This window comes from Acinetobacter sp. ANC 4973, from assembly GCF_002135275.1.
Lineage (GTDB): Bacteria > Pseudomonadota > Gammaproteobacteria > Pseudomonadales > Moraxellaceae > Acinetobacter > Acinetobacter kyonggiensis.
The window spans coordinates 1-23,508 of the sequence record NZ_NEGM01000002.1; the positions used below are offsets into that span (position 1 = coordinate 1).

Consider the following 23,508-nt stretch of genomic DNA (forward strand, 5'->3'; position numbering starts at 1 on the left):
AACCAGTAAAAATCCACACAAGTTGTTCTTCATAATCTCTTAATGATCTTCTTGCTGATTCGTCATCAACAAGCTAGGTCGGCTATACTACTCTCTTTCCAGAGAAAGTCAACAGGTTTTGTTAAATTCTTTTCCGACAAACCCAAGTTTAAATCCAATCTTAAAATCTCATTCGAAATCTTAACAATCCAACCAACTCATTGATTTACCAGAGGTTTTATTTAACATCACCGCCGATGGATACGCATTATAGGGGAAAAAAATTCCCATGCAACCCCTTTTTTTAACTTTCTTTATCGACAGGTTGTTTATCACTCAAAATTAGTCTTTTTGTCTTATTTTTCTACATATTTTGATCAAATTTGTTTTAATACGCGTATTCAAAGACCTGTTAATATAGTTTATTACGTAGTTTCAGCTTTAAGCACCAGCTTACTATAGAGCTCTAGGATTTCTTATGCGTCACTTCCATTATGTTTGGGCTAGCCTTTTATCTTTTGGGTTAATTTCTCCTGTAATTGCAAATGATTCGATTCATAATTCTGAATCACCAACAACAGAAGGCTTAGAAACACCTTCAACGAAACAAATCCAAAGTGCTCAACACCCTCGTCTTGAAGCATTAAAAGAATTAAAAAATGTGAAAGCTAAAGATTTAAATGTAAATGCGAATGCAACCCAACCTGAAAGCCAAAAAGATCCGTTACAACCCTTAAATCGACAGGTATATGCTTTCAATGATGCTCTAGATCGTCATGTAGCTCGACCACTCGCTGTTCAATATAAAGAAAAAGTACCTTCTGATATGCGCGGATCATATCGTCAGTTTCGCAAAAATTTAGGTGAACCCTGGAATGCAGCCAATCAATTGATTCAGGGCCGACCACTTCGAGCTGCAGAATCATTAGGCCGTTTTTCCATTAATACTATTACGACTTTAGGTTTTGCCGATCCTGCTCGACGTTTAGGCTTATATGCTGAAGAAGAAAACTTTGGCACCACCTTAGGTTATTACGGCATTCCTTCGGGACCTTATTTGGTTTTACCTGTTTTTGGTCCAAGTACATTTCGAGATACTGTGGGTCTAGTCATGGATAGCCAAGCCCGACCACAAAAATATATCTTTGAAGATCGTGAAGGTGTTTATTGGACAGACCAAGTTTTACGCGGCATTGATGCTCGTTCCCAACTTCTAGATATAGAAGATGTTTTACAAGGTGATAAATATGCCGCCATTCGTGATATTTACTTACAACGTAAAAATTTCGCAATTGCAGAAAAAAAAGGACTAGAATCTGAGTCACTGTTTATTGATGATGATCAAGATAGCACTGAGAATGACGTGCCAGAAGATGATGTAGATACAACAAGTAAATAAGTCTTTTCCATTTATTAAAAATATGATCAGTTAAGCATCTTTCTTTGCTGATCATTAGATTGTTATAGTACAACTATAGGCATCATCACTTTAAGGGTCATACAATTTCTTTATGTATTTCATTCAACCAACTCGTAATATTCCTTATTTAGATCAGGTACTCAGTACACTACCCAGTGTGCAAATGATTTGCATAGATGATATTGATTTGTATGATCCCACCATTTTAGCCATTGCTGATGTGCAAGACTATCTAACCCATCAATGGTCGCTCCCTACTATTGTGTTGGCCTTTGAAAATGAAGGTACGGCCTTAGCTCAAGCTTGGGAACTGGGTGCTTTAGCTGGTTGGATATGGAATAAACTGCCGCGTGATCCTGAAGGAGCATTACTTAAAATTGATGCACAATATAAGCGCAATCAAGATAGTCGTGATCTACCCTCAGCTGCACATCTACAAAAATGCTTACTGCCTAATCCAATTGAATTGATGAACTATAAGGTTGAAACCTTGTTTCAACCTTCTGCCTATTTGTCTGGTGATTGGTACGATTATTGGAAAATTAGCGATAAAGAAATTATGTTTTATCTGGCTGATGTTTCTGGACATGGGGTCACCAGCAGTTTACTTACGTCGTGGATGGCTGCCTTTCATGGTCGATCCAAAACACCGCGTGAATTGATTAAAAAACTCAATGGCATGCTGGTTCAAGAAAATATTGAAAAGCATATTACGATGATTGCAGGCGTTTTAAATTTAGAAACCCATCAATTACGTTGGTCAAGCGCTGGACATTATCCGCCTGCAATTATCTTTGAACCCAACCAACCACCTAAAATTTTAAACACCAGTAGTTTCCCTTTAGGATTGACTGAAGATCTTGAAGTCGAAGAATTCGTATGTGTGCTGAATCGTCATGCACGGTTTATTATTTGTTCGGATGGTGCACTCGAACCTTTTGATGGTGGTCTGAATGAACAATTTGAAAAATTAGTCTTCCATTTGCAGAATCAATCGTTCCAAGCGCCGGAACATGTGGCAGATGACATTGCTATCTTAAGTTTACGTCGAATGAATTAACCATATAATCAATATGTTAACTTTCAACTAAGCAAACTACGCCCTTTGGCTACTTGAGTCTCTAGTGGCCCTATGTGATAATTTTACAATCCTTCTCTGCAAATGGCATTTATATGTCAACAGGTCATGTTGAATATGCAAGCTTGAATGGAACGCATATTTTTAAGCTTATTGGCGAAGTGCGTGCCCAATCTTGTATCAGTCTAGACAAACTCCTTAGTAAAATTGAACAGCAATCAAATGTGGTTGGGGCAATCGTAGATTTAACCCAAACCACATTTATTGACAGTACTGTTTTAGGTGTACTCGCCAAGCTTGGTCTCAAGCTCAAGCAAATCCACCACATTCAGGCCGTCATGTTATCTACCAATCCTGATATTACAACTTTGGCCAACAGTATGGGTTTGGGTCAAGTTTTTGTGATCTTAAATTATTGTGGTGACCCCAAAGTATGCACACTTGAATTAATGGAAGAACACATTAGTCATAACACCATGTTAACCACTGTTTTAGATGCGCATAAAACACTGATGGAGTTGAATGAAAACAACCTCAACATGTTTGAGCCTTTGGTTAAACAGCTGCAAAAAGAACAAGAGAATATTGAGCAAGTGTCTCAACAAAACGTATAAAAATTATTTATTAGAGCCCACCACATGACTTTACTCTCTGTTGTACAAATGAATTCCCAAGATGATATTGAAGCCAATTTCATCGTGATCGAGTCGTTAATACAACAAAGTAAAGCAGATGGTGCAGAGCTGATTGTTTTCCCTGAAAACTTTGTTTGTTTTGCAGGTGGAAAACAACGCGAGACAGCAGCGCAGTTTGAAATGATTCAACAGCGTTTAGAACATCTTGCCCAGCAATATCAAATTTGGATTGTGGCGGGGACACTTCCCTGTCCCTTCCGCCCTGATGGTTCCATCATTCCTGATGGTCGTGTGCGGACTGTAAGCCTGTGTATTAGCCCTGAACGTACTGAAGCACGTTATGACAAAATTCATTTGTTTGATGTGCAAGTCAGTGATGCTGTTGGTGGCTATCAAGAATCTAAATTTTTTGAACCTGGAACAGATGTTGTCGTTGCAAAAACGCCTTTTGGTCAGATTGGACTGATGGTCTGTTATGACCTACGTTTTCCCGAATTGGCACTCACTTTACGTGCTCAAGGTGCAAATATATTGACTGCACCTGCAGCATTTACTTACACCACAGGTCAAATGCATTGGCAGTTATTGCTGCAAGCACGAGCAATCGACAGTCAATGTCATATTTTAGGTGCGGCACAACAAGGCTGGCACGGTGAAAAGCGCCAAACATGGGGACATGCTGGAGCAACCCATAGCCGTGGTCAAATTTTAGCAATTACAGAAGCTGAGGGTGCTCAGCTGCTGACCATTCCTTTCGATTTACAAGAACAACAGGCTATACGCACATCGATGCCTTTGATACAGCATCGTAAATTGATGACTTTATAAAGCTTTTTCCATTAAAGCAAAAAAATTGATATAAAAATTACAAAATCACCGCTTGTTTTTTCCTCCAAATCATCCAAGATAAAATCTTGATAAAATTTATGAGGGATCACAACATGTCTTTAGAAAAAGCGGTCTATACAGCAAAAGCCAAAGCAACAGGTGGACGTGATGGTCGAGCGACATCATCAGATGAAATTTTAGATGTAAAGTTAGCCGTACCTAAAGAAATGGGCGGTGCTGGTGGAGGCACCAATCCAGAACAACTTTTTGCAGCAGGTTATTCAGCGTGTTTTTTAGGTGCAATGAAATTCGTTGCAGGCAGAGATAAACTCAACATTTCCAAAGATGCCTATATTGAAGGCGAAGTGGGTATTGGGCCTATACCAACAGGTTTCGGCATTGAAGTGAAATTAAATATTCACCTAGAAGGCATGGATCAAGCTGAAGCACAAAAATTAGTTGATGCAGCACATATTGTTTGCCCTTACTCAAATGCAACGCGTGGCAATATTAATGTCACTTTAAATGTGATTGTTTGATTTTTAATAAAGAATCCATCTAGAGTATTTTTTCTAGGTGGATCCAATTTATAGAATAATTTAAATTAGGTTTGGTAATGTTTTATTTTAATAAAATATTATTTTCAAATTACAAATATGCAATAAAGGAATTGAAGGTATAAATGGAAGTACATAACATTCAAAAATTATTTAAAGGTTCAAACTTATACAGCCAACTTCTTGACAGTTTTACAATTACTGAAAAAATTGATCAATCCTTGCTAGATACCAATATTATAAGTAAAACGATATATCTTGACCTTGTACAAATGAAGTATGCTGGGTGGAAACATAAGATAAATTTTAGTAGAAAAAGAAAACATACAATCTCGGAATTTTTTCAAGATATTGTTGCGTTCTACCTAAAAGCAATTTTACCTGACGAATATGAAATAGTATTGGAAGCTAAAATTAGCAAAACACAACCTGATATCGCCATTAAAAAGAATGGTACATATCACTTTATTATTGAAATTAAAACCAATATTGGTTGGGCTAGACCAGATAAGTCTCAAGAAGATCCTTATAAGGAATTTAGAGAAAGAGTTGATGCTCTCTCACAGAACTTTAATGTTCCAAAATCAAACATCATCTATATATTTGAAGACCACAGCAATGTTAGCAAAGAGTTTTCAGAAAAGTTTTGGGACAAAAAAAATAATAGACCTAAAAAATTACCAACTGACTTCCCTTTTTCAATAATTCGTCCATTATTTAATGGGAATGATCCATATTATTGGAAATACGAAAAAGGTTTTAATAGACAAGTAAGTTACAAAGAGTTTAATGAAACTGAGATTTTCAACATAGCAGAAAATAATATTGTGACAAAATTCGAAGACATTGTTAAACAAATACTATCAACAACCGTATAAATCAAAAACTTATTTATTTGTCTACCACTTCCCTATCATTAACAGTTTACTTTTAAACGGCAAATTTTAGACCAACACACCAATGAAGCGGCTTATTCAGCCGCTTCATTGGTCACGCGTAGCACTTCTTCCAAGGTAGTTTTGCCTTGTAACACTTTACGTAAACCATCATCACGAATAGAGCCTGATTGCTGACGTGCATAAGCCTCCAATTCATATTCCGCAGCATTACCATGAATGAAACGGCGCATTTGATCATCAACAGGGACAATTTCATAAATTGCCGTTCGCCCCATAAAACCAGTATGTGAACAATGATCACAGCCTTTCGGTTGTGGCAACTTGAATGTCGCTTCGGTATTTAAATGTCGAAAAACCTCAGTTTCAAATGCATCCGCATCGTGCCATGTTGCACAACGTGAACATAAGGTTCGCACTAAACGCTGTGCGATCACTCCAATCAAAGAACTGGCCAGCAAGAAGGGTTCAATCCCCATATCTTTTAACCGCGTGACTGCCCCAATAGCCGTATTCGTGTGCAGCGTAGACAAGACTAAATGACCTGTGAGTGAGGCTTGAACAGCAATTTCTGCGGTTTCTAAATCACGAATCTCACCCACCATGACCACATCTGGGTCTTGACGCAACATGGCTTTTAACGCCCGAGCAAAGGTCATATCTACTTTGGTGTTGACCTGTGTTTGCCCAATGCCTTCCAATTGGTATTCGATTGGATCTTCCGCAGTCAAAATATTTTTTGAGCCATCATTTAAGTCCGATAAGGCTGCGTATAAAGTGGTGGTTTTACCCGAACCTGTTGGTCCAGTGACCAAAATAATGCCATGTGGACGATGCACTAAATGCGTCAAACGCTCATAATCAGGCTGCATCAAGCCCAAATGCGTCATATTTAACCGCCCTGCTTGCTTGTCAAGTAAACGCATCACTACACGTTCGCCATGTGACGAAGGTAAGGTCGAGACACGCACATCGACTTCACGTCCTGCCAACCTTAAAGACATACGACCATCTTGCGGCACGCGCTTTTCAGCAATATCAAGTTTTGCCATAACTTTAATACGTGATACCAACAATGGTGCAAGTTCACGACGAGGTTGGACAATTTCGCGCAGTTGTCCATCAACACGTAAACGGACGGATAATTTTTTTTCAAAAGATTCGATATGAATATCAGAAGCACCAACACGAATGGCTTCAGAGAGTAAGGCATTAATTAGACGAACAATTGGAGCATCATCTTCCTGATCCATTAAATCTTCAGCTTCAGGCACCGAGTCAGCCAAACTGAGTAAATCTGGATGATCTTCTAAACCCGCAGCCACTTGTTGTGATTCGCCCGTATCCCCCGCAAAACTTGAACTCAGCAATTGATGAAACTCTTGCTCGCTACATAATTGGTGCTGTGCAGGATAAGCTAAATAGCGACGTGCTTCTTGTATCGCAAGCAATGGCGTATTTTCACGGCGTACAATAAAGGCTTGATCACCCTCGTATCGAAGCAATACGCCATGACGCTTAGCAAAACTATAGGGTATTTGTAATTGTTTAAGTATTTGCATCAAAGTTTATAATGATGAATAAATTGATTTGAGTGTACTCTAAGCATATGGCAGCGTGAAGTCTGTTTTTTACTGATTAAGCAATATAGGAAATATGCTGTTGTCTAAAAATAATGAATTGATCGAACCTGAGCATCCCAATTTAAAATGGTGGGGCGAATACACCTTTGAATTAAATCAGCCCAAAGCATGGCAATTTGGTTCCTTATTATTTCGTCTTACCCGCGGGCTACAAGAATGGCGGATGGAATTTCATCGCCCACAAGTTCAGTATGACTATGAACAAAAGTGGCATGCCATTGAAGATCCCCATTTTGGTTTCCCTCAGCCCGCGAAAATAGAACGCTATATGTTCAAATCAACGCAAAGTAAATTGCAATTGATGCCGCGTTTAGCGGACCGTTCTGTGGTAATCAAACCAGTCGACCCAATTTATATTCCTGCTGGACAACGTGGCACACTGTATATCAGCACCCCCTTATGGATTGCTGGTTTTGTCGAAGGGCAAAAAGATCCACTGTTTGATATTCCAGTCATTCTTCCCAAAGACACTTGGTTTGGTCCGAATCATCGTATGGGCGAGATTTGTTATGCGACTGCTGTTGATGGTCGTACTGAACTACATCAGTTAAAACCACGCGCCTTTCGTGCAGTCACACCAATTGAATTTCATAATACCAGTCACCAACAATTACGCTTTGATCGAATGAATGTACCTGTTTCTGCGCTCCCGCTATTTTATAGTGAAAGTACGGGGCGATTATGGACATCACAAATTAAAGTGCTACATGAAGGTTTGGATCGTCCGCCTCGAATTCGTATTGAAAATCGCACACCGCCACATGCAGGTGAAGTCATGTATGTCCATCCACCACGTGCGCCAGCCAGTGCTTTGTTTAATATGTTTGATTCATTTTTCTAGGGGGCAAAATGGCCGATTCAAATATTCCAAAAGAAATTACCAGTAGCCTCAAAGGTGTTTTCACCAATATTAATACCGATCGACTCACTGAAATTTTGGTTGCACTCTCCTTGGCTGTCATTGGTTTTCTGATTGCCCGATTTGTATCAAATGCCTTTATTCGTACGATTGGCTCACGTTTTAATGCACACCAACGTCTGGTGTGGCGACGCGGTATTTTTTATTTCATCTTCTTAATTTTTGTCATGGCAAGCTTAAAAGAAGCAGGCTTTAAGCTGAGTGTCTTTTTAGGTGCGGCAGGTATTTTAACCGTTGCTTTGGGTTTTGCCTCACAAACCTCGGCTTCCAACTTAATCAGTGGTTTGTTTTTGATTGGTGAAGGTTCTTTTGAAATCGGTGATACCATTCAATTGACCTTAATTCGAGGGAACACCATTGAAGGTGAGGTCATTTCGATTGACTTACTTTCTGTCAAACTGTTAACCCAAGATAATGTCTATGTTCGACTCCCGAATGAGCAGCTCATTCGCGCCCCTGTGCATAACTTGTCAAAATTTCCGATACGGCGTATTCCCATTACTTTAGCCATTAACTTTCATGAAGATATTATTAAAGTTCGTGAAGTGCTGCTTGATGTTGCCAATAAATATCCATTGGTTTTGGCCGACCCGAAACCTGCTGTCACGGTCACGGCATTCCGTGAATCTTCCATTGAACTGTTATTTGCCATTTGGTGTGACCGCGAAAACTTTTTTAAAGTGCGGGATGAAATGCAAGAACGCATCCGCAATGGCTTCCTAGACAATCAAATTGAAATCCCTGTCCCTAAAATGGGTTTTGTCGATCGACCAGCGAATATGCAACCTTTAAATGATGCCGATATTGATCAATATGCCAATGCCAAAGAAGTCAAAAGAGCGCCTGATTTAAAATAATTTTTTTAATCATTTAACCCTTCCCGAACCCTCCTTTAGAAAAGGAGGGAGACGTCAATTAAGCAATAATTCAGATTTAGTCTCTTTTTATCCAAAGCAGGAAAGTCCCTCTTTTTCAAAAATGAATCGTATATGGTATAAGAGGGAGATTTTATTTATGCACACCTATAGAAAAGAATTTCCTTTCTCCTAATAGGAGATGAGAATCCTCAATATATATATTTTGAGTCTGTAAGGGAGAGGAAAAATATCAAATCTTTTCACCTTCAGGCATCGGTGCAATATACGCAATCACCAACATCACCAAGCCTGCACCTAAAAATGAAACAACCCGAGTTAACGTGCCAATATGGGACAAATCGAACAAGACCAATTTTAAAGTTACCACCACCAAGATACTGCCGCCCAAAATCCAGACTGAACGCAGCTGTTTATGACTGGCTAAACTCATGGTCATAAAGGCCAACCCCACCCAAAGTAAAGTCAAACTAAGTTGAACCGTGCCATCTTGCCACAAAGCCAGTTCATTCAAGGGTGTATCCAAATACACATGTAATGCACGCAGCACAATATAACTGCTTAACCAAAGTAAACTTAACACCATCAGCACGGCAACAATGCCTTTATCCAAACCTGATTTAACCTGTAAGGACAGCATCCACATAAACCCGATCAACATGGCGATACTGACCAAATCAAATGGATTTAAAATCGGCAATACATATACTTGGAATGCTTGTTGGGTCAAGAGCTGCGAGCTCAGCATCCAAGTCGCCATTAAAAGCAAAGTACTGCGCGCTTGCCAAAATATCTTCCAATCTGGATTATCCACTTGCCAATAACACCAAGCACAAAACAGTAAAGGTAAGATCACCACACTCATATACGGCATGCTCGGAACCAAGCTTAAGCTACTCATGGCGAGGCTAAGCAAAACCCCGAAACTCACCCACTCTTTTTCCGCTCGAACGCCCAACATGGGACGCAGCCACAAGGCAGTCAAGATCAAACCAGACAATGCAAAAGCAACGCGGTCAAATGTAGAAGACCAAACAATAATGCCTTGTTTACTTTGATCAAGCACAATAATGCAGGCAAAAACAAAGACTGGAATTAACCCGAGCCATTTCGGCAATAACCATGACCATGTGGCTTTGCAATACAGCATGACTTCATTCATCAGCAAATAGCAGCCACTGACGATCAATAGGCAAATGACAAACTGATTCGCACGATCAATTTGATCAAGCAATAAAACAATCAACATCGTGGTTGCAAACAGCATTTGTAAACCATGAAAAGCAATCGTGGCATGGCTCAATTGCTTGCGAAAAGATGCACGACTATTGGCAAGCAACACCACCGCAAAATAACTCAGACACAGCCCCCAATACATTTCATGTGGAAATTGGCTCAACTCTGCCAGATAATAAAAACTGGATAATCCTGCGACGACCAACAACCCCATGCCCAGATAACGACTAATATTCGACTCCCGATATAAGGCATAAATAAAAATCATTAAACCTTCGACCGCGCAACCCACCACGCTCCATTGTTCAGGCAAAAGAATCGGTGGAATCAAAGCCAAGAAAATAAGCATGAGGCTTAAATAACTTTGCGAAATCAGTTGTACTGCTTGATGCCGTTTAGAAAGCAGATACAGTCCTGCATACACCACTGCAAAGTCTAAACTTGCACCGGCTTGCCAATACATTTCATCAAAATACATTAAATAAATAAAAATATAGCCCACAATAGGCGCACTAAAAATCAGTGCGACATCTAAAGCAGGTTTGAGTTTAAATTGAGCAAAATCCGCTTTGGCAAGCAGCTGGCTAAAGCGAAAACTCAGCCAAACAAAGATGGCGGTATGTGCAACAACCAGTACCGTTAAAATCCTACGCTCTTCTGCTTCACCCTGATAAAAGGCATAACTGCCACCCACGATCACCGTAATGAGGAATGCAATTTGATTTAGAATTTTCCATGGGCGTAATGTACTTAACACAGCAACCGCCAGATTAATCACCACATAATAGGCAATCAATTCGACCGCTGTCGCATTGCGAACAGGCAAAGTGAATGGTGCGATATAGGCAATGATCATCGCCATCAGTGCCAGTTCAATTGATTGCTGCTTTAAGCTTAAATGCAGGGTGAGCAACATAATGACAGCAAAACAAAATGCGGCCACCCATAACATCGCAATCACACCATTGTAATAGGCAAAAAATAGGGTTAAGAATAATGCCGCTAAACCTAAACCTTCTAAAGCCAAAGCAAAACTGCGGTTTTTAGCCTGTAACCCATAGCCCAATGCCGTGACTGCTCCACTCACACTCGCAACAATGCTCAGTTTCAACGCCAGACTCAACTGCCAATGTTCGGTGGCAAAACGTAGCAATAGCACAATGCCAATAATCAGCACCAAGATGGCAACTTTTAAAACAGGATTCCCCTGAAATATCCACTGCCTGAACTGATCAACCAAACTGATCGAATTTGATGTAAAGGCTAATTCAGGCGGCTCTGTATGGGATGTCGGTTCAACAGCAACATAAGCCGTGGGTGGAACTTGCTGTAATCGCCTTTGCACTCGATTTAACAAAGCTTCCAAACGCCTTAACCAACGCAGAAAGAAAAAAATCCAAGCTGTGACCCCTGCACCAACAACAAAACTCCAATCCATTGCTCCACCGACAAGCGCAACAATGGATGCAAGATAGAGTGGAACTTTTGAGGTTTCTTGAAATGAAATATGCGTCTCAGTCGCAATTTGAGCTGCGGGTGTTTGCAAAGCATCGACATATTGCATCACACTCATGACCAAGGCTAAGCCACACAAATAAGTAAAAATGTGTGCTTTTAAAAACCACGCACCCACACCGACAATAATCAATATCATCAGCCAAATCATGCGGATTTCGCTCTGCCCTTTGTGCATCTTATCTTTCTCTGCATCCTTATGAATTGATCATACAACAGCTCTGACTTTGATTTTTAAGCATTCATCAGATATTCGGTAACATGCATCTTTCATGATGTGCCTGTGATCAGCAGTAAAATCACGTACAATAAGCGGGTTATTTGAATTAGGAATCTTTCAATGCCACCATTTGTTTTGGTCGATGGCTCATATTTTTTATTTCGTGCGTACCATGCACTGCCACCACTAACCACTTCTACGGGTTTACAGACCAACGCAATTCGTGGTGCGATTTCTGCGATTCAAAAATTGATGCGTCGTATTCAACCGACGCATATGGCCGTGATTTTTGATACACCAGAGCCAACTTTCCGTCATCTCCTTTCACCGATTTACAAAGGTGATCGCCCAAGTATGCCAGAGGAACTTTCTCAACAGATTCCTTATCTGCACAATCTTATTCGCGCTTTAGGCATTCCTTTGTATACCCTACCGGGTGCAGAAGCCGATGACGTGATTGGAACACTGGCTAAACGTGCAGAGAAAGCAGGTCATCAAGTGCTCATTTCTACAGGCGACAAAGACATGGCACAACTGGTCACCGACAAAGTGACTTTAGAAGACAGCTTTAAAGATAAGCCAATGGATGTGAATGGGGTCTTTGAAAAATTCGGGGTTTGGCCGAATCAAATTATCGACTATTTAACCCTAATGGGTGATGCTTCTGATGGGATTCGTGGCGTGCCAGGGGTTGGTGCGAAAACAGCAGCTAAACTTTTAACTGAATATGGTTCAATCGGTGGCATTTTAGAAAATGTCGATCAAATCAAAGGTAAAGTCGGTCAAAACATTAAAGATAATGTTGAAGGGATTGCCCTCGACCATCAACTTGCCAGCATTGTGATTGACCTAGATTTAAACCTCACTTATGACGATTTAAAGCTGGCTGATCCGAATGTCGAAGCCTTACGTCAGCTTTATACTGAACTTGAATTTCGTAACCAATTACAGTCTTTAGACCATCCAAATAATCCCAATAGTTCGGTCTATAAACAAACCTCAAAAGTGATTGAGAAATCTGCACACACAGAAGAAGTGATTAAAACTGAAGATCAAGCCGACATGAGCAGTGTCGATGATCAATTGGGACAAGCCACCTACCATACCGTTTTAAGCCAAGCAGACTGGGATAAATTCTTCCAACGCTTTAGCACTGAAAAACGTTTTGCTTTTGACACTGAAACCACCAGTCTAGATTACCGTATTGCAGAAATGGTCGGTTTTTCAGTGGCATTTGATGCCGATGATGCCTATTACATTCCGCTGGCGCATGACTATGAAGGTGCACCTGAACAGCTCAACCGTGAAACGGTTCTCGCACAAATTAAACCAATTTTAGAAGATGCTTCGGTTAAAAAAATTGGTCATCATTTAAAATATGATGCACATATTTTGCAGAATCACGGAATTGAATTACAAGGCTGGTATTTCGATACCATGCTGGCTTCTTACGTGCTTAATTCTGTGGCAACGCGTCACGGTATGGATGATGTTGCACGTTTATATTTAAGCCATTTGAGCACCACCTTTGAACAAGTAGCGGGCAAAGGAGTGAAACAAAAAACCTTTAATCAAATTGAGATTGAAATCGCTGCACATTATGCTGCTGAAGATGCGCATGTGACTTATCGCTTATATGAAGTGTTGTCGAAAAAATTAAAAGCCGTACCTGAACTCGACCATATTTTGCATAATATTGAAATGCCTGTGGCCCGCGTTCTGACCATAATGGAAGAAAACGGCATTGAGCTTGATCTCAAATTCCTTGATCAATTAGGGGTAGATTTTTCAAATGCCATTCAAAATTTAGAAAATCAAATTACCGAATTAGCAGGACAAAGCTTTAATGTCAGCTCGCCAAAACAAGTCGGTGAGATCCTGTTTGATAAGTTGGGATTAAAAGGTGGCAAGAAAACCGCCACTGGACAATACAGTACCAGTGAAAGTATTTTAGAAAAAATTGATCACCCGATTAGCGCGTTAATTTTGGAATACCGCGGTCTTTCAAAACTCAAAAGCACTTATACAGATGGTCTACAAAAACAGGCCAACAATGACAGTGGTCGTGTCCATACCAGTTATCATCAGGCACTCACGACAACTGGTCGTTTATCATCGACCGATCCAAACTTGCAAAATATTCCTGTCCGTGAAGAAATTGGTCGTCAAATTCGTAAAGCGTTTGTTGCACCTAAAGGTCGCGTGCTGCTTGCAGCCGATTACTCGCAAATCGAACTTCGTTTAATGGCACATTTTTCTCAAGATGATGCCTTAGTACATGCCTTTAATCATGGACAAGATGTGCATCGTCGTACCGCTGCTGAAGTTTTAGGCATTGCCCTAGAAGATGTAACGCATGACCAACGCCGTCAAGCCAAAGCCGTCAATTTTGGTCTATTGTATGGCATGTCTGAATTTGGTTTGATTCGTCAGTTAGGCTTTACCCGTCAAGAATCTCAAGACTATATCAAACAGTATTTCCACCGTTATCCAGGCATTTATGAGTATATGCAACGCACTCGTCAAGTGGCTTTGGAACAAGGCTTTGTCGAAACAATTTTAGGTCGTCGTTTATATACCCCTGATATTGATGCACGCAATATGATGGTGCGTAAAGGCGCTGAACGTGCAGCAATCAATGCTCCGCTACAAGGAAGTGCTGCTGATATTATTAAAATGGCGATGATTGAAGTCGATAAAATATTACCGAAAGATCAAGCCAAAATGCTGTTACAAGTACACGATGAATTGGTGTTTGAGGTCGATGCCGATATTGCTGATGAACTGGCGCCTAAATTGGCTGAAGTGATGCAATCGGTGGTGAAACTTTCAGTTCCGCTAATTGTTGAAGTCGGTAAAGGCATGAATTGGGATGAGGCACATTAAAATATTAAAGCATTCTCTCCTTTAAATGACGGTTTGAAAGAAACTCTTTAAGTAATTTTAGAGTTTCTTCATTCCTTCAATACTTAAAAGCGATAATTTTTGTCTGACTCCACACAATACTCCACTTAAAGAGCTCCTTTACAGATCAACAAACCGAGTAACCCCAACACGTTGATCAAACGCTACTTGCTGTACGGGAGAGAGTTTAGATCGCTGATAACGTAATGAATAACCACCAAACATCTCACCCGTAGATTTTAGGATATACCAATCTAAAATTTCAGATTCACTCAACTTTAACCACTGCCCAACTTGAATCCATTTAAACATTTCAGGCACTTCAAACAGTTGTGCGAAACAAAAGTTATCTTCAAAAAATGGAGTCATTAGCCAAATATTCGCACCCTCTTCGGAATCTTGGCTTTCTGGAATATAAAATTTAACACATGCAAAATCCCCCTCAGATATTTTTGCTAAGTTTTCTTTAAAAATGTCCAATGATTCTCTTGCGATTTTTATCGTTGCCAAATATGCGTCAGCTTCATGATCAACAAGCATAAATTGAGGTTCAAGTTCGCTATTCATTCACCAATATCCTGATTTTAAAATATTTTATTTAGCAATAAAAAAGGACTCAATGGAGTCCTTTTTTATTGCTTAAAGTTTAAAGCCCTGTCAGAAGTGCAATCGCCACTTCATTCATAATAATTTCAGCAATATACAAAGCTAAAAATGCCACAATTGGAGATAAATCAATCATGCCCATATTCGGCAAAATACGACGGAATGGTGCCAACAATGGTTCTGCAAGCTCCTGAATTACTTCAATATAAGGCGAGCGAGATTGCGTAAACATCACCACCCAACTTAAAATAATGGTCGCAAAAATCAAATAACGGCAGAAACGAATCAAGTCTTGAATCATGGTGACAAAAGTTAAAATCAGCAAATGCACCGGACTATTCGGCATAGCACCTGACAAATACATGACACCAAAAATTTTGAGTAAATATAAAACCAACAGTAAAGCCAAAGCCGCTAAATTAACGCGACCTTTTGCCACAGTTGGAAAAATACGACCAAAAACATCCACTATTTTCGTTGCTTTAACCGTAGACATCACCACCGGATTATAAGCATTTACCCCTGCCAACTGCATGAGAAAACGAAAAAATACGAGCAAAATCGCTACGTTAATGATAATGCCAAAAATCAGCGCAGAGTTTGCACCCATACTGGAACTTTCCTAAATAAAAACGAGTTATTTGCTACTTTCACTTAGCTCTTGAGCAAGTTCTTGGCTGCGCTTTTGTGCAGCAGCCAAAGCAGCCTGAATATTTTGAGAAATTTGTGCACGATCAAAAACTTCAAGTGCAGCTTGAGTCGTACCATTTGGTGAGGTTACATTTTTACGTAATTCCGCAGGTGTATTTGCACTGGTGATTGCCATTTGTGCAGCACCTAACGCCGTTTGCAAAGTCAGCGCTGTCGCCACTTTCTCATCTAGGCCCAAGTTTTTACCTGCACGAATCATGCTTTCCATCATATAGAAGAAATATGCAGGACCAGAACCAGATACTGCCGTGACCGCATCAATCTGCGCTTCTGAATTTACCCACAAGGTTAAACCTGTTGCAGCTAAAACTTGGCTTGCAAGCTCACGATCTTTGGTATCAACTGCTTCAGTCGCATACAGGCCATGTGCACCTGTTTGCACCAAAGCTGGAGTATTCGGCATCACACGAACAATTCGGTCTGTGGCTAAAAGCGTTGCAATGGTTGCAATTTCAGCACCAGCAACAATAGACATGACCAATTTGCCTTCAAACAAACCTTTAAGAGGCTTTAATACACTGGCCAATACCTGTGGTTTTACCGCAAAAAGGACGATATCGGCATCACGAATGGCAGCAATATTATCATCGGTCACGCAAACATCTTTTTCAGCTAATAAAAGACGTACTTTTTCAACCGGATCAGAAACTGTAATACGTGTTGGAGGCAAACCGCGTGAAATTAACCCGCCAATTAAGGCTTGAGCCATATTACCGCCACCAATAAAACAAATATTACAATTTAAAGCTGCACTCATGAATCATACTCGACGTAGAATTTTTTAACTAAGAGATCAAATTTGGTTGCCAACCACCGACTTCACAATATTCAGATTGAGCTAACCAAAACCCTTTTGGTGTAAAAACACCAAGCATAACATTATCTATGCTTAATATTTGAATTGTATGACGCTGCCAAGGAAAAATTTGCGCGTCTTGAATGGCTTTTTTTAACGGCCAACTCCCGACTCGCCCATGTAAATGAATTTTTTCTCCGCCTTGGCGCAGCACTAAATTTAATGCTTTACCCAATAAGGATGCTGATAATCCGATTTGTGCAGGCTCAGCGTAATATTGCCCTGAAAGAACATTAATACTTTGATTGAATTGTACTTGAATCGTTGCAATTAAATTATCCAGTTGATTTTTCTCAGCAAGATATTCATCCAAGCTTAAACGAAAAAGTTTTTGCTGATAACGCACATAATAATATTGCTTCCAATGCAAGGCCGCTTGCGCATCGGACTTAGACTCGATGACTTCATAGCGCAAGCGTTCAACCATCTCAAAACTGGGTCGATAGCGATCCTGTCCTTTCATCCATGCCGATAAAAGCTGTCTTTGACGCGCAGTGGATAATTGCGCTAATTTTTTTAAATCAAGTTCAACTGCTGTGCCACAAAACACCAAATCTTGCTGCAAAACATCGTGCAGAATTTCATCCGCATCGTGCATCAAAAAACTGGTGCGACTTAAGGCTTGTTGCATTTTCGGATAACGATTTTGTAACATTGGCCACAGTTCATGACGACACCATGCCCGATCATAATCAGTATTCAAATTACTTGGATCTTCAATATTGTGCACATCCAGTTGTGCTGCCCATTGGCAAATCTGCTCACGTGAGATATCGAGTAGTGGTCGCCAAAGGGTAAATTGCTCACGAACATCGACCTGTTTCATGGCAGATAGCCCCTGCACGCCAGCACCTGAAAGCAGACGCAAGATTAACGTTTCCGCTTGATCTTGCTGATGATGGGCCAAAACTAAAATTTCATTGGGTTTTAAATGCTTTAAATAGGCTTGATAACGTGCTTCGCGGGCTTGCTGTTCCACATTACCTGCTTGTACCTTGACGGCTTCAACAATACAAGGAATATTCAGTGCAGCACATTGATCAGAGACAAATGTTCCCCAACTGGCGCTGAGCGATTGCAATTGATGGTCAATATAGATAGCACGAATTTTTTCAGGGTATAAATAAGACATCAGATGCAGCAGCAACATGGAATCCATGCCGCCACTACATCCAATTAAAAAGCAGGTATTTTCAGGAAACTGTTGTTCCTGTTTTAAGACATTAGACCTAAATTGTCGCTGCCAAACTTCATTAAACGCTGGTAACGTGCTTCGCATCGTTCATTCGCTTCCATTGGTTGCAATTCTTCTAAAGCTTGTTGTAACACATCTTTAAGCGCTTGCATGACTTGCTCAGGTTGCAAATGTGCACCTTCACCTTCATCAACAACATATTCCACAATACCCATTTTTTTGAGTTTTTCAGCGGTCAATGCTAATGCTTCGCTGGCTTGTTCAGCTTTCTCCGCTGTTTTCCATAAAATGGTTGCACAGCCTTCAGGTGAAATCACAGAATAAATACTATGAGACAACATAATAACGCGATCCGCCACACCAATACCGAGTGCACCACCTGAACCGCCTTCACCCAGTACAGTTGCAATCACAGGTACTTTTAAACTTGAAAGCTGTGCAAGGCTGGTCGCAATCGCTTCTGCTTGACCACGTTCTTCCGCGCCCACACCTGGATATGCACCCATAGTGTCAATAAAGGTAAACACAGGAAGATTAAATCGTTCTGCCATATCCAGTAAACGTTGCGATTTACGGTAGCCTTCTGGATTACTCATCCCAAAGTTATGTTGCAATTTTTCACGAGTACTACGACCACGATGTTGTCCAACAATCATGACTGGCTGACCATTAAAACGTGCCAAGCCACCGATCATTGCACCATCATCACCGAACACCCGATCTCCATGTAAAGCATCGAATTCAGTGAAGATTTCACCAACATAATCCAAAAATTGCGGACGTTCTGGATGACGTGCAATTTGAACCGTTGTCCATGCTTTAGATTGAGCAGCTTTATTTTTCATAGGTCGACCATTATCCCTAAATTAACAATCACTTGTTAACCAATCACTTGTTAATAGATAAATTGTTCCGACTGAATATTCAATTCAATATCCCAATGCTTGAACTGCACTTGCTCATCATGCAAGTCGGCCACAAGCAAAGGCCATTGTTTGGCATCGCCAGAAACGCTGAGTTGCCATTGTTGCTCATTGCCAACACTTAATTCAATGGCAGGAAGCATCTCATCGCTACGACTATGATTGAGTAAAACTGCAAGACGAAGCAATAGACAAAGATAAACTAATTTGCTACCCCCCACCTTAATTACATCCACCCGACTGTCACTGCGTAACTTACGACGATGATGTGCGACTAAATGTGAAAGATGGTTTTGATCAATTTGCGAGAAACCAGCAATATCCGAATGTTGCAATAAATAAGCACCATGACGATGATAACCGCCATGACTAATGGCCAAACCAATTTCATGCAAATATGCAGCGCGGCGCAGCAAATCACTATCTTCAGTGTTTAAATTCAATATCTTAGCAACACCATCAAATAAATCTTGGGCAGTTTTTACCACACGTTCAGCTTGTTTAGGGTCGGCATTATAACGACCCATTAAAGCTTGAACACTTCGATCTCGGATATCTTCATGTTGGAAACGACCCAACAGGTCATACATTACACCTTCACGCAATGCACCATCGGAATAGACTAATTTATCAAGTTCAAGCACATCAAACACAGCATATAAAATGGCAACCCCAGCTGGCAAAACTGCTCGACGGTCTTCTTTTAAGCCATCAAAATCAACTTCAGAAATATCTTTAAATTTAAGTAACTTTTCTTTGAGCTTTTCTAAGCCTTCGCGGGTTAAATTTTCTTGCTCATCGCTCCAGCCCATATTAATGGTAATTTGACGACACGCTTTAATCGTGCCGCTTGAGCCGACAACCGTATCCCAACCGGCTGTTTTATAGGTATTGGCAATACCTGAAAGCTCTTTACGCGCAGCAACAACCGCTTTATCAAAATTTTTCTGATTAATTTCGCCATCACTAAAATAGGCTTTAGTAAAAGCAACACAGCCCATTTGTAAAGATTCAGTATGAATCGGCTCAAACTCTTCGCCAATAATCAGCTCGGTAGATCCCCCACCAATGTCGATCACCAAACGACGACCGCTATTCGCCATGGTGTGCGATACACCCAAATAAATCAGACGCGCCTCTTCACGACCCGCAATAATTTCAATCGGTTTAGGTAAAATTTCTGCCGCTTTTTGAATAAATTCATGCCCATTTTTGGCCTGACGTAAAGCATTGGTCGCCACAATTCGCATACGATTGGCTTGTACTGAACTTAAACGCCCGACAAAACGCGCAAGACAGGCTAAGCCACGCTGCTGAGCGGCTTCAGTTAGGTTTTTATTTTCATCCAGACCAGCTGCCAATTGTACTTTTTCTGACATTGAAGCCACTTTTTTAACTTCGCCATGATCTACACGTGCAATCGCAAGGTGAAAACTGTTCGACCCCATATCGATGGCAGCAAGTAACTCTTCATCAATCAAAAAATCAGACATTATTCAAACGAACCTATAAGAATTACGCTTAGAGTAATTCACATACATGCAATTTAAAAGCCATTTATCAAGACAAATAGAGGAGTTTTTAAATTTTTAATCAAAAGTATAATTGTAGGACACGATGATCAATATCGTGAGCATCAATTAGACAAACTCACTATAATGTTTGAAAATTTACATATCGCACTACATAGTTAAACAAGGCTATGTAATACTTATCGTTATAAAACTCTCTTAAAATTTTATTTGGAGCATATCCATGTCTGGCAATATCGTAAACACAACTGATGCGAACTTCGAAGCTGACGTTTTACAATCTGACGTTCCTGTACTTGTTGATTTTTGGGCAGGCTGGTGTGCACCATGTAAAGCGATTGCTCCTGTATTAGAAGTACTTTCTACAGAATTCGAAGGTAAAGTAAAAATTGTTAAAGTTGACGTAACAGCTTGTGAAGCGACGGCAGTAAACTACAATATCCGTAACATTCCTGCACTCTTGATGTTTAAAAATGGTGAAGTTGTAGCACAACAAGTCGGTGCTGCACCAAAATCTAAATTAACTGCATTTATTGAAGAAAATATCTAATTCAAAACAATGTCATTTAATGCAATACGCTATCTTAGGGTAGCGTATTTTTTTCGTCTATAAATTGACAAAAAGCTTATTTACTCTTATATTACATGTTCAAGGAATAAAGGATTTTCCAATCCAGCGTTTTCTTACAAGACACAACACATAAGATCGCCGCTCGGCAACATATATTGTTTTTACACTTTTTTCTTCGAAACAATGAATCAGACCTCTGAATTGTTATTGTGCAAATACAATTACGTTATTTTTATTGCGTGCAAGCGGCTGAATGTTGCTCCCTTTTCCCATCTGTATTCCAGAATTTTGATTCTATCTGACCACCTATGAATTTAACTGAACTCAAGAAAAAACCGATTGGCGAACTCATCAAGATTGCTGAGTTTATGGGCCTAGAAGGAATGGCGCGTAACCGTAAACAAGACATCATTTTTGCCATTTTAAAGCGCCATGCAATGAATGGCGAAGAGATCTTTGGTGATGGTGTTCTCGAAATTCTATCTGATGGTTTTGGTTTCCTACGCTCTGCAGCAGGCTCTTATCTTGCTGGTCCTGACGATATTTATGTCAGCCCATCTCAAATTCGTCGCTTTAACTTACGTACTGGCGATACTATTACAGGAACAATTCGCCCACCAAAAGAAGGCGAACGTTATTTTGCTTTATTAAAAGTGAATCAAATTAACTACGACACACCAGAAAATTCACGTAACAAAATTTTATTCGAAAACTTAACGCCATTGTTCCCAACTGAACAATTGATTATGGAATTGGGTAACGGTACAACTGAAGATTTAACCGCACGTGTAGTTGACTTGGTTGCACCGATTGGTAAAGGCCAACGTTCAATTATTGTTGCTCCGCCAAAAGCGGGTAAAACCATGTTGTTACAAAACATCGCTCAATCGATTGTTCGTAACAACCCTGAAGTATTCCTGATTGTACTTCTAATTGACGAACGTCCTGAAGAAGTAACCGAAATGGAACGTACTGTTCGTGGTGAAGTGGTTGCATCAACATTTGATGAAGCACCTGCACGTCACGTCCAAGTGGCTGAAATGGTGATTGAAAAAGCAAAACGCTTGGTTGAACATCGTAAAGATGTCGTGATTTTACTGGACTCTATTACCCGTCTAGCACGTGCTTATAACACCGTTATTCCTTCTTCTGGTAAGGTTCTGACTGGTGGTTTAGATGCACATGCACTTGAACGTCCAAAACGCTTCTTTGGTGCGGCACGTAATATTGAAGAAGGTGGTTCACTAACCATTATCTCAACTGCTTTAATTGAAACTGGCAGTAAGATGGATGATGTGATTTACGAAGAATTCAAAGGTACAGGTAACCAAGAAATCACACTGGATCGCCGTATTTCTGAAAAACGCGTCTTCCCAGCGATGAATATCAAAAAGTCAGGTACTCGTCGTGAAGAACGCCTCATGAGTGAAGACAATCTACGTAAAGTATGGATTCTTCGTAAGCTTTTACATCCAATGGATGAATTGGCAGCAATGGAATTCTTATTGGATCGTATGAAAGAAACCAAAACCAATGATGATTTCTTTGATCAAATGAAACGTAAAGCAACCAGTTAATATGCAGTTATTTTGATAAAAAAGGCTATCTCTAACGATAGCCTTTTTATTTGGTTGACTTTACTTACATAAAGATACAATTGACTTTTTTCTTTGTAAATTTTTATGCAAGTTTTTGATTATTAAAATAATCAGATAAAAAAAATGATATTTTTTAGCAGGTTATTGAGTGTTTATCCAATACAAACCTTGCAATTGATTGTTATTTTCTGTTAAAAAATTGCTCAATTTTCAGCTTTTTTTGCATTTTTTAGCTATCGCCTAGTAGTAATTAAAAATGCGCAGTGATAGCATATTTGCAGACCAGTTAGACTGCCTCTGCATTGTTACTACCTAAAAAATATTAGGAAGAATAAAAGCACTTAACAGGCTAACAAAGGTTATTTTTAATCTCATATTTAGAGAGTGATGCCATGTTATTCAAAAAAATCGCTATTGCTGCTGCAGTTGCTACTACTTTAGCTTTCGTTGGTTGTGCTAAAAAAACTGAAGAAGCTCCTGCTGCTGAAGCTGCTGCTTCTGAAGCTGTAGCTGCTGCTTCTGAAGCTGAAGCTGCTGCTTCTGCTGCTTCTGTTGCTGCTCCTGCTGCTGAAGCTGCTGCTTCTGTTGCTGCTGATGCTGCTTCTGTAGCTGTTGACGCTGCTGCTGATGCTGCTTCTACTGCTGCTTCTGCTGCTCACTAATCTTTAAGATTAGACAGTAAAAAAAAGAGAGCCATTGGCTCTCTTTTTTTATCACGCTAAAAATATAATCTGAATAAAAACATCATTAGCATTTATGCTGCGTTCAAAACACTTTTACAACGATTCAACATCGCACTTCATAATGATCA

20 protein-coding genes are annotated in these 23,508 nt (G+C 40.0%); 12 read left to right on the forward strand and 8 right to left on the reverse strand.

Going from position 1 to position 23,508, the window contains the following annotated elements; translation table 11 throughout:
• Positions 1 to 457 precede the first annotated feature (457 nt).
• The 6 genes from B9T30_RS02975 to B9T30_RS03000 all read left to right on the forward strand — a co-directional run bounded on the left by B9T30_RS02975 (position 458) and on the right by B9T30_RS03000 (position 5,375).
• Positions 458 to 1,378, forward strand: coding sequence for a VacJ family lipoprotein (locus B9T30_RS02975; protein WP_086183716.1), 921 nt, complete (start codon positions 458 to 460; stop codon positions 1,376 to 1,378).
• A 112-nt stretch (positions 1,379 to 1,490) separates the two neighbouring features.
• On the forward strand, positions 1,491 to 2,459 hold the full coding sequence (gigA, locus tag B9T30_RS02980) for an RsbU family protein phosphatase GigA (RefSeq protein WP_004649725.1): 969 nt from the start codon (positions 1,491 to 1,493) through the stop codon (positions 2,457 to 2,459).
• A gap of 113 nt (positions 2,460 to 2,572) precedes the next feature.
• Entirely contained in the window at positions 2,573 to 3,091 is a 519-nt protein-coding gene (gene gigB / locus B9T30_RS02985) for an anti-anti-sigma factor GigB (RefSeq protein WP_086183717.1), read from the forward strand.
• Between the two features lie 24 nt (positions 3,092 to 3,115).
• Positions 3,116 to 3,940 carry a carbon-nitrogen hydrolase family protein gene (locus B9T30_RS02990; RefSeq protein ID WP_086183718.1) on the forward strand — a complete coding sequence of 275 codons (825 nt, stop codon included), beginning with the start codon at positions 3,116 to 3,118 and terminating at the stop codon, positions 3,938 to 3,940.
• 113 nt (positions 3,941 to 4,053) lie between these two features.
• On the forward strand, positions 4,054 to 4,479 hold the full coding sequence (locus B9T30_RS02995) for an organic hydroperoxide resistance protein (protein WP_086183719.1): 426 nt from the start codon (positions 4,054 to 4,056) through the stop codon (positions 4,477 to 4,479).
• A gap of 143 nt (positions 4,480 to 4,622) precedes the next feature.
• Entirely contained in the window at positions 4,623 to 5,375 is a 753-nt protein-coding gene (locus B9T30_RS03000) for a hypothetical protein (protein WP_086183720.1), read from the forward strand.
• Between the two features lie 92 nt (positions 5,376 to 5,467).
• Here B9T30_RS03000 and gspE read toward each other — a convergent pair whose 3' ends face one another.
• Positions 5,468 to 6,955 (reverse strand): type II secretion system ATPase GspE, encoded by a 1,488-nt coding sequence (gspE, locus tag B9T30_RS03005; RefSeq protein WP_086183721.1) that lies wholly within the window; start codon positions 6,953 to 6,955, stop codon positions 5,468 to 5,470.
• 100 nt (positions 6,956 to 7,055) lie between these two features.
• Here gspE and B9T30_RS03010 point away from each other — a divergent pair, with 100 nt between their 5' ends.
• Together B9T30_RS03010 and B9T30_RS03015 are read left to right on the forward strand one after the other, a co-directional pair.
• A complete protein-coding gene (locus tag B9T30_RS03010; protein ID WP_413772551.1) occupies positions 7,056 to 7,877 on the forward strand; it encodes a hypothetical protein in 822 nt (273 codons plus the stop codon).
• Positions 7,878 to 7,885: 8 nt separating this feature from the next.
• Positions 7,886 to 8,812, forward strand: a complete 927-nt coding sequence (locus B9T30_RS03015) for a mechanosensitive ion channel family protein (RefSeq protein WP_086183723.1) — start codon at positions 7,886 to 7,888, stop codon at positions 8,810 to 8,812.
• A gap of 250 nt (positions 8,813 to 9,062) precedes the next feature.
• Here the strand turns inward: B9T30_RS03015 and B9T30_RS03020 are convergent, their stop codons facing one another.
• Positions 9,063 to 11,759 (reverse strand): DUF2339 domain-containing protein, encoded by a 2,697-nt coding sequence (locus B9T30_RS03020; RefSeq protein WP_086183724.1) that lies wholly within the window; start codon positions 11,757 to 11,759, stop codon positions 9,063 to 9,065.
• 162 nt (positions 11,760 to 11,921) lie between these two features.
• Here B9T30_RS03020 and polA point away from each other — a divergent pair, with 162 nt between their 5' ends.
• Entirely contained in the window at positions 11,922 to 14,687 is a 2,766-nt protein-coding gene (gene polA, locus B9T30_RS03025; RefSeq protein WP_086183725.1) for a DNA polymerase I, read from the forward strand.
• Between the two features lie 138 nt (positions 14,688 to 14,825).
• On the opposite strand, the gene B9T30_RS03030 is transcribed toward polA, so the two are convergent.
• The 6 genes from B9T30_RS03030 to ppx form a co-directional block, all read right to left on the reverse strand.
• Positions 14,826 to 15,272 (reverse strand): DUF2314 domain-containing protein, encoded by a 447-nt coding sequence (locus tag B9T30_RS03030; protein WP_086183726.1) that lies wholly within the window; start codon positions 15,270 to 15,272, stop codon positions 14,826 to 14,828.
• 79 nt (positions 15,273 to 15,351) lie between these two features.
• Entirely contained in the window at positions 15,352 to 15,921 is a 570-nt protein-coding gene (locus B9T30_RS03035; RefSeq protein WP_074943448.1) for a YggT family protein, read from the reverse strand.
• Positions 15,922 to 15,948: 27 nt separating this feature from the next.
• The gene (gene proC / locus B9T30_RS03040; RefSeq protein WP_086164942.1) at positions 15,949 to 16,779 is read right to left on the reverse strand and encodes a pyrroline-5-carboxylate reductase; all 831 of its coding nucleotides are present in this window, start codon (positions 16,777 to 16,779) and stop codon (positions 15,949 to 15,951) included.
• 28 nt (positions 16,780 to 16,807) lie between these two features.
• A complete protein-coding gene (gene tilS, locus B9T30_RS03045) occupies positions 16,808 to 18,157 on the reverse strand; it encodes a tRNA lysidine(34) synthetase TilS (RefSeq protein WP_086183727.1) in 1,350 nt (449 codons plus the stop codon).
• On the reverse strand, positions 18,094 to 18,918 hold the full coding sequence (locus B9T30_RS03050) for an acetyl-CoA carboxylase carboxyltransferase subunit alpha (RefSeq protein ID WP_086183728.1): 825 nt from the start codon (positions 18,916 to 18,918) through the stop codon (positions 18,094 to 18,096). The genes tilS and B9T30_RS03050 overlap by 64 nt, the downstream gene beginning before the upstream one ends.
• Positions 18,919 to 18,968: 50 nt before the next feature.
• Positions 18,969 to 20,489 carry an exopolyphosphatase gene (ppx, locus tag B9T30_RS03055; RefSeq protein ID WP_086164945.1) on the reverse strand — a complete coding sequence of 507 codons (1,521 nt, stop codon included), beginning with the start codon at positions 20,487 to 20,489 and terminating at the stop codon, positions 18,969 to 18,971.
• 262 nt (positions 20,490 to 20,751) lie between these two features.
• Between ppx and trxA the strand changes: the two genes are divergently transcribed.
• From trxA to B9T30_RS03070, 3 genes are all read left to right on the forward strand, one after another.
• Positions 20,752 to 21,078 (forward strand): thioredoxin, encoded by a 327-nt coding sequence (gene trxA / locus B9T30_RS03060; RefSeq protein ID WP_004649742.1) that lies wholly within the window; start codon positions 20,752 to 20,754, stop codon positions 21,076 to 21,078.
• A gap of 329 nt (positions 21,079 to 21,407) precedes the next feature.
• A complete protein-coding gene (gene rho / locus B9T30_RS03065) occupies positions 21,408 to 22,676 on the forward strand; it encodes a transcription termination factor Rho (protein WP_086164946.1) in 1,269 nt (422 codons plus the stop codon).
• Positions 22,677 to 23,089: 413 nt separating this feature from the next.
• Positions 23,090 to 23,359, forward strand: a complete 270-nt coding sequence (locus B9T30_RS03070; protein ID WP_086183729.1) for a hypothetical protein — start codon at positions 23,090 to 23,092, stop codon at positions 23,357 to 23,359.
• Positions 23,360 to 23,508: the final 149 nt, after the last annotated feature.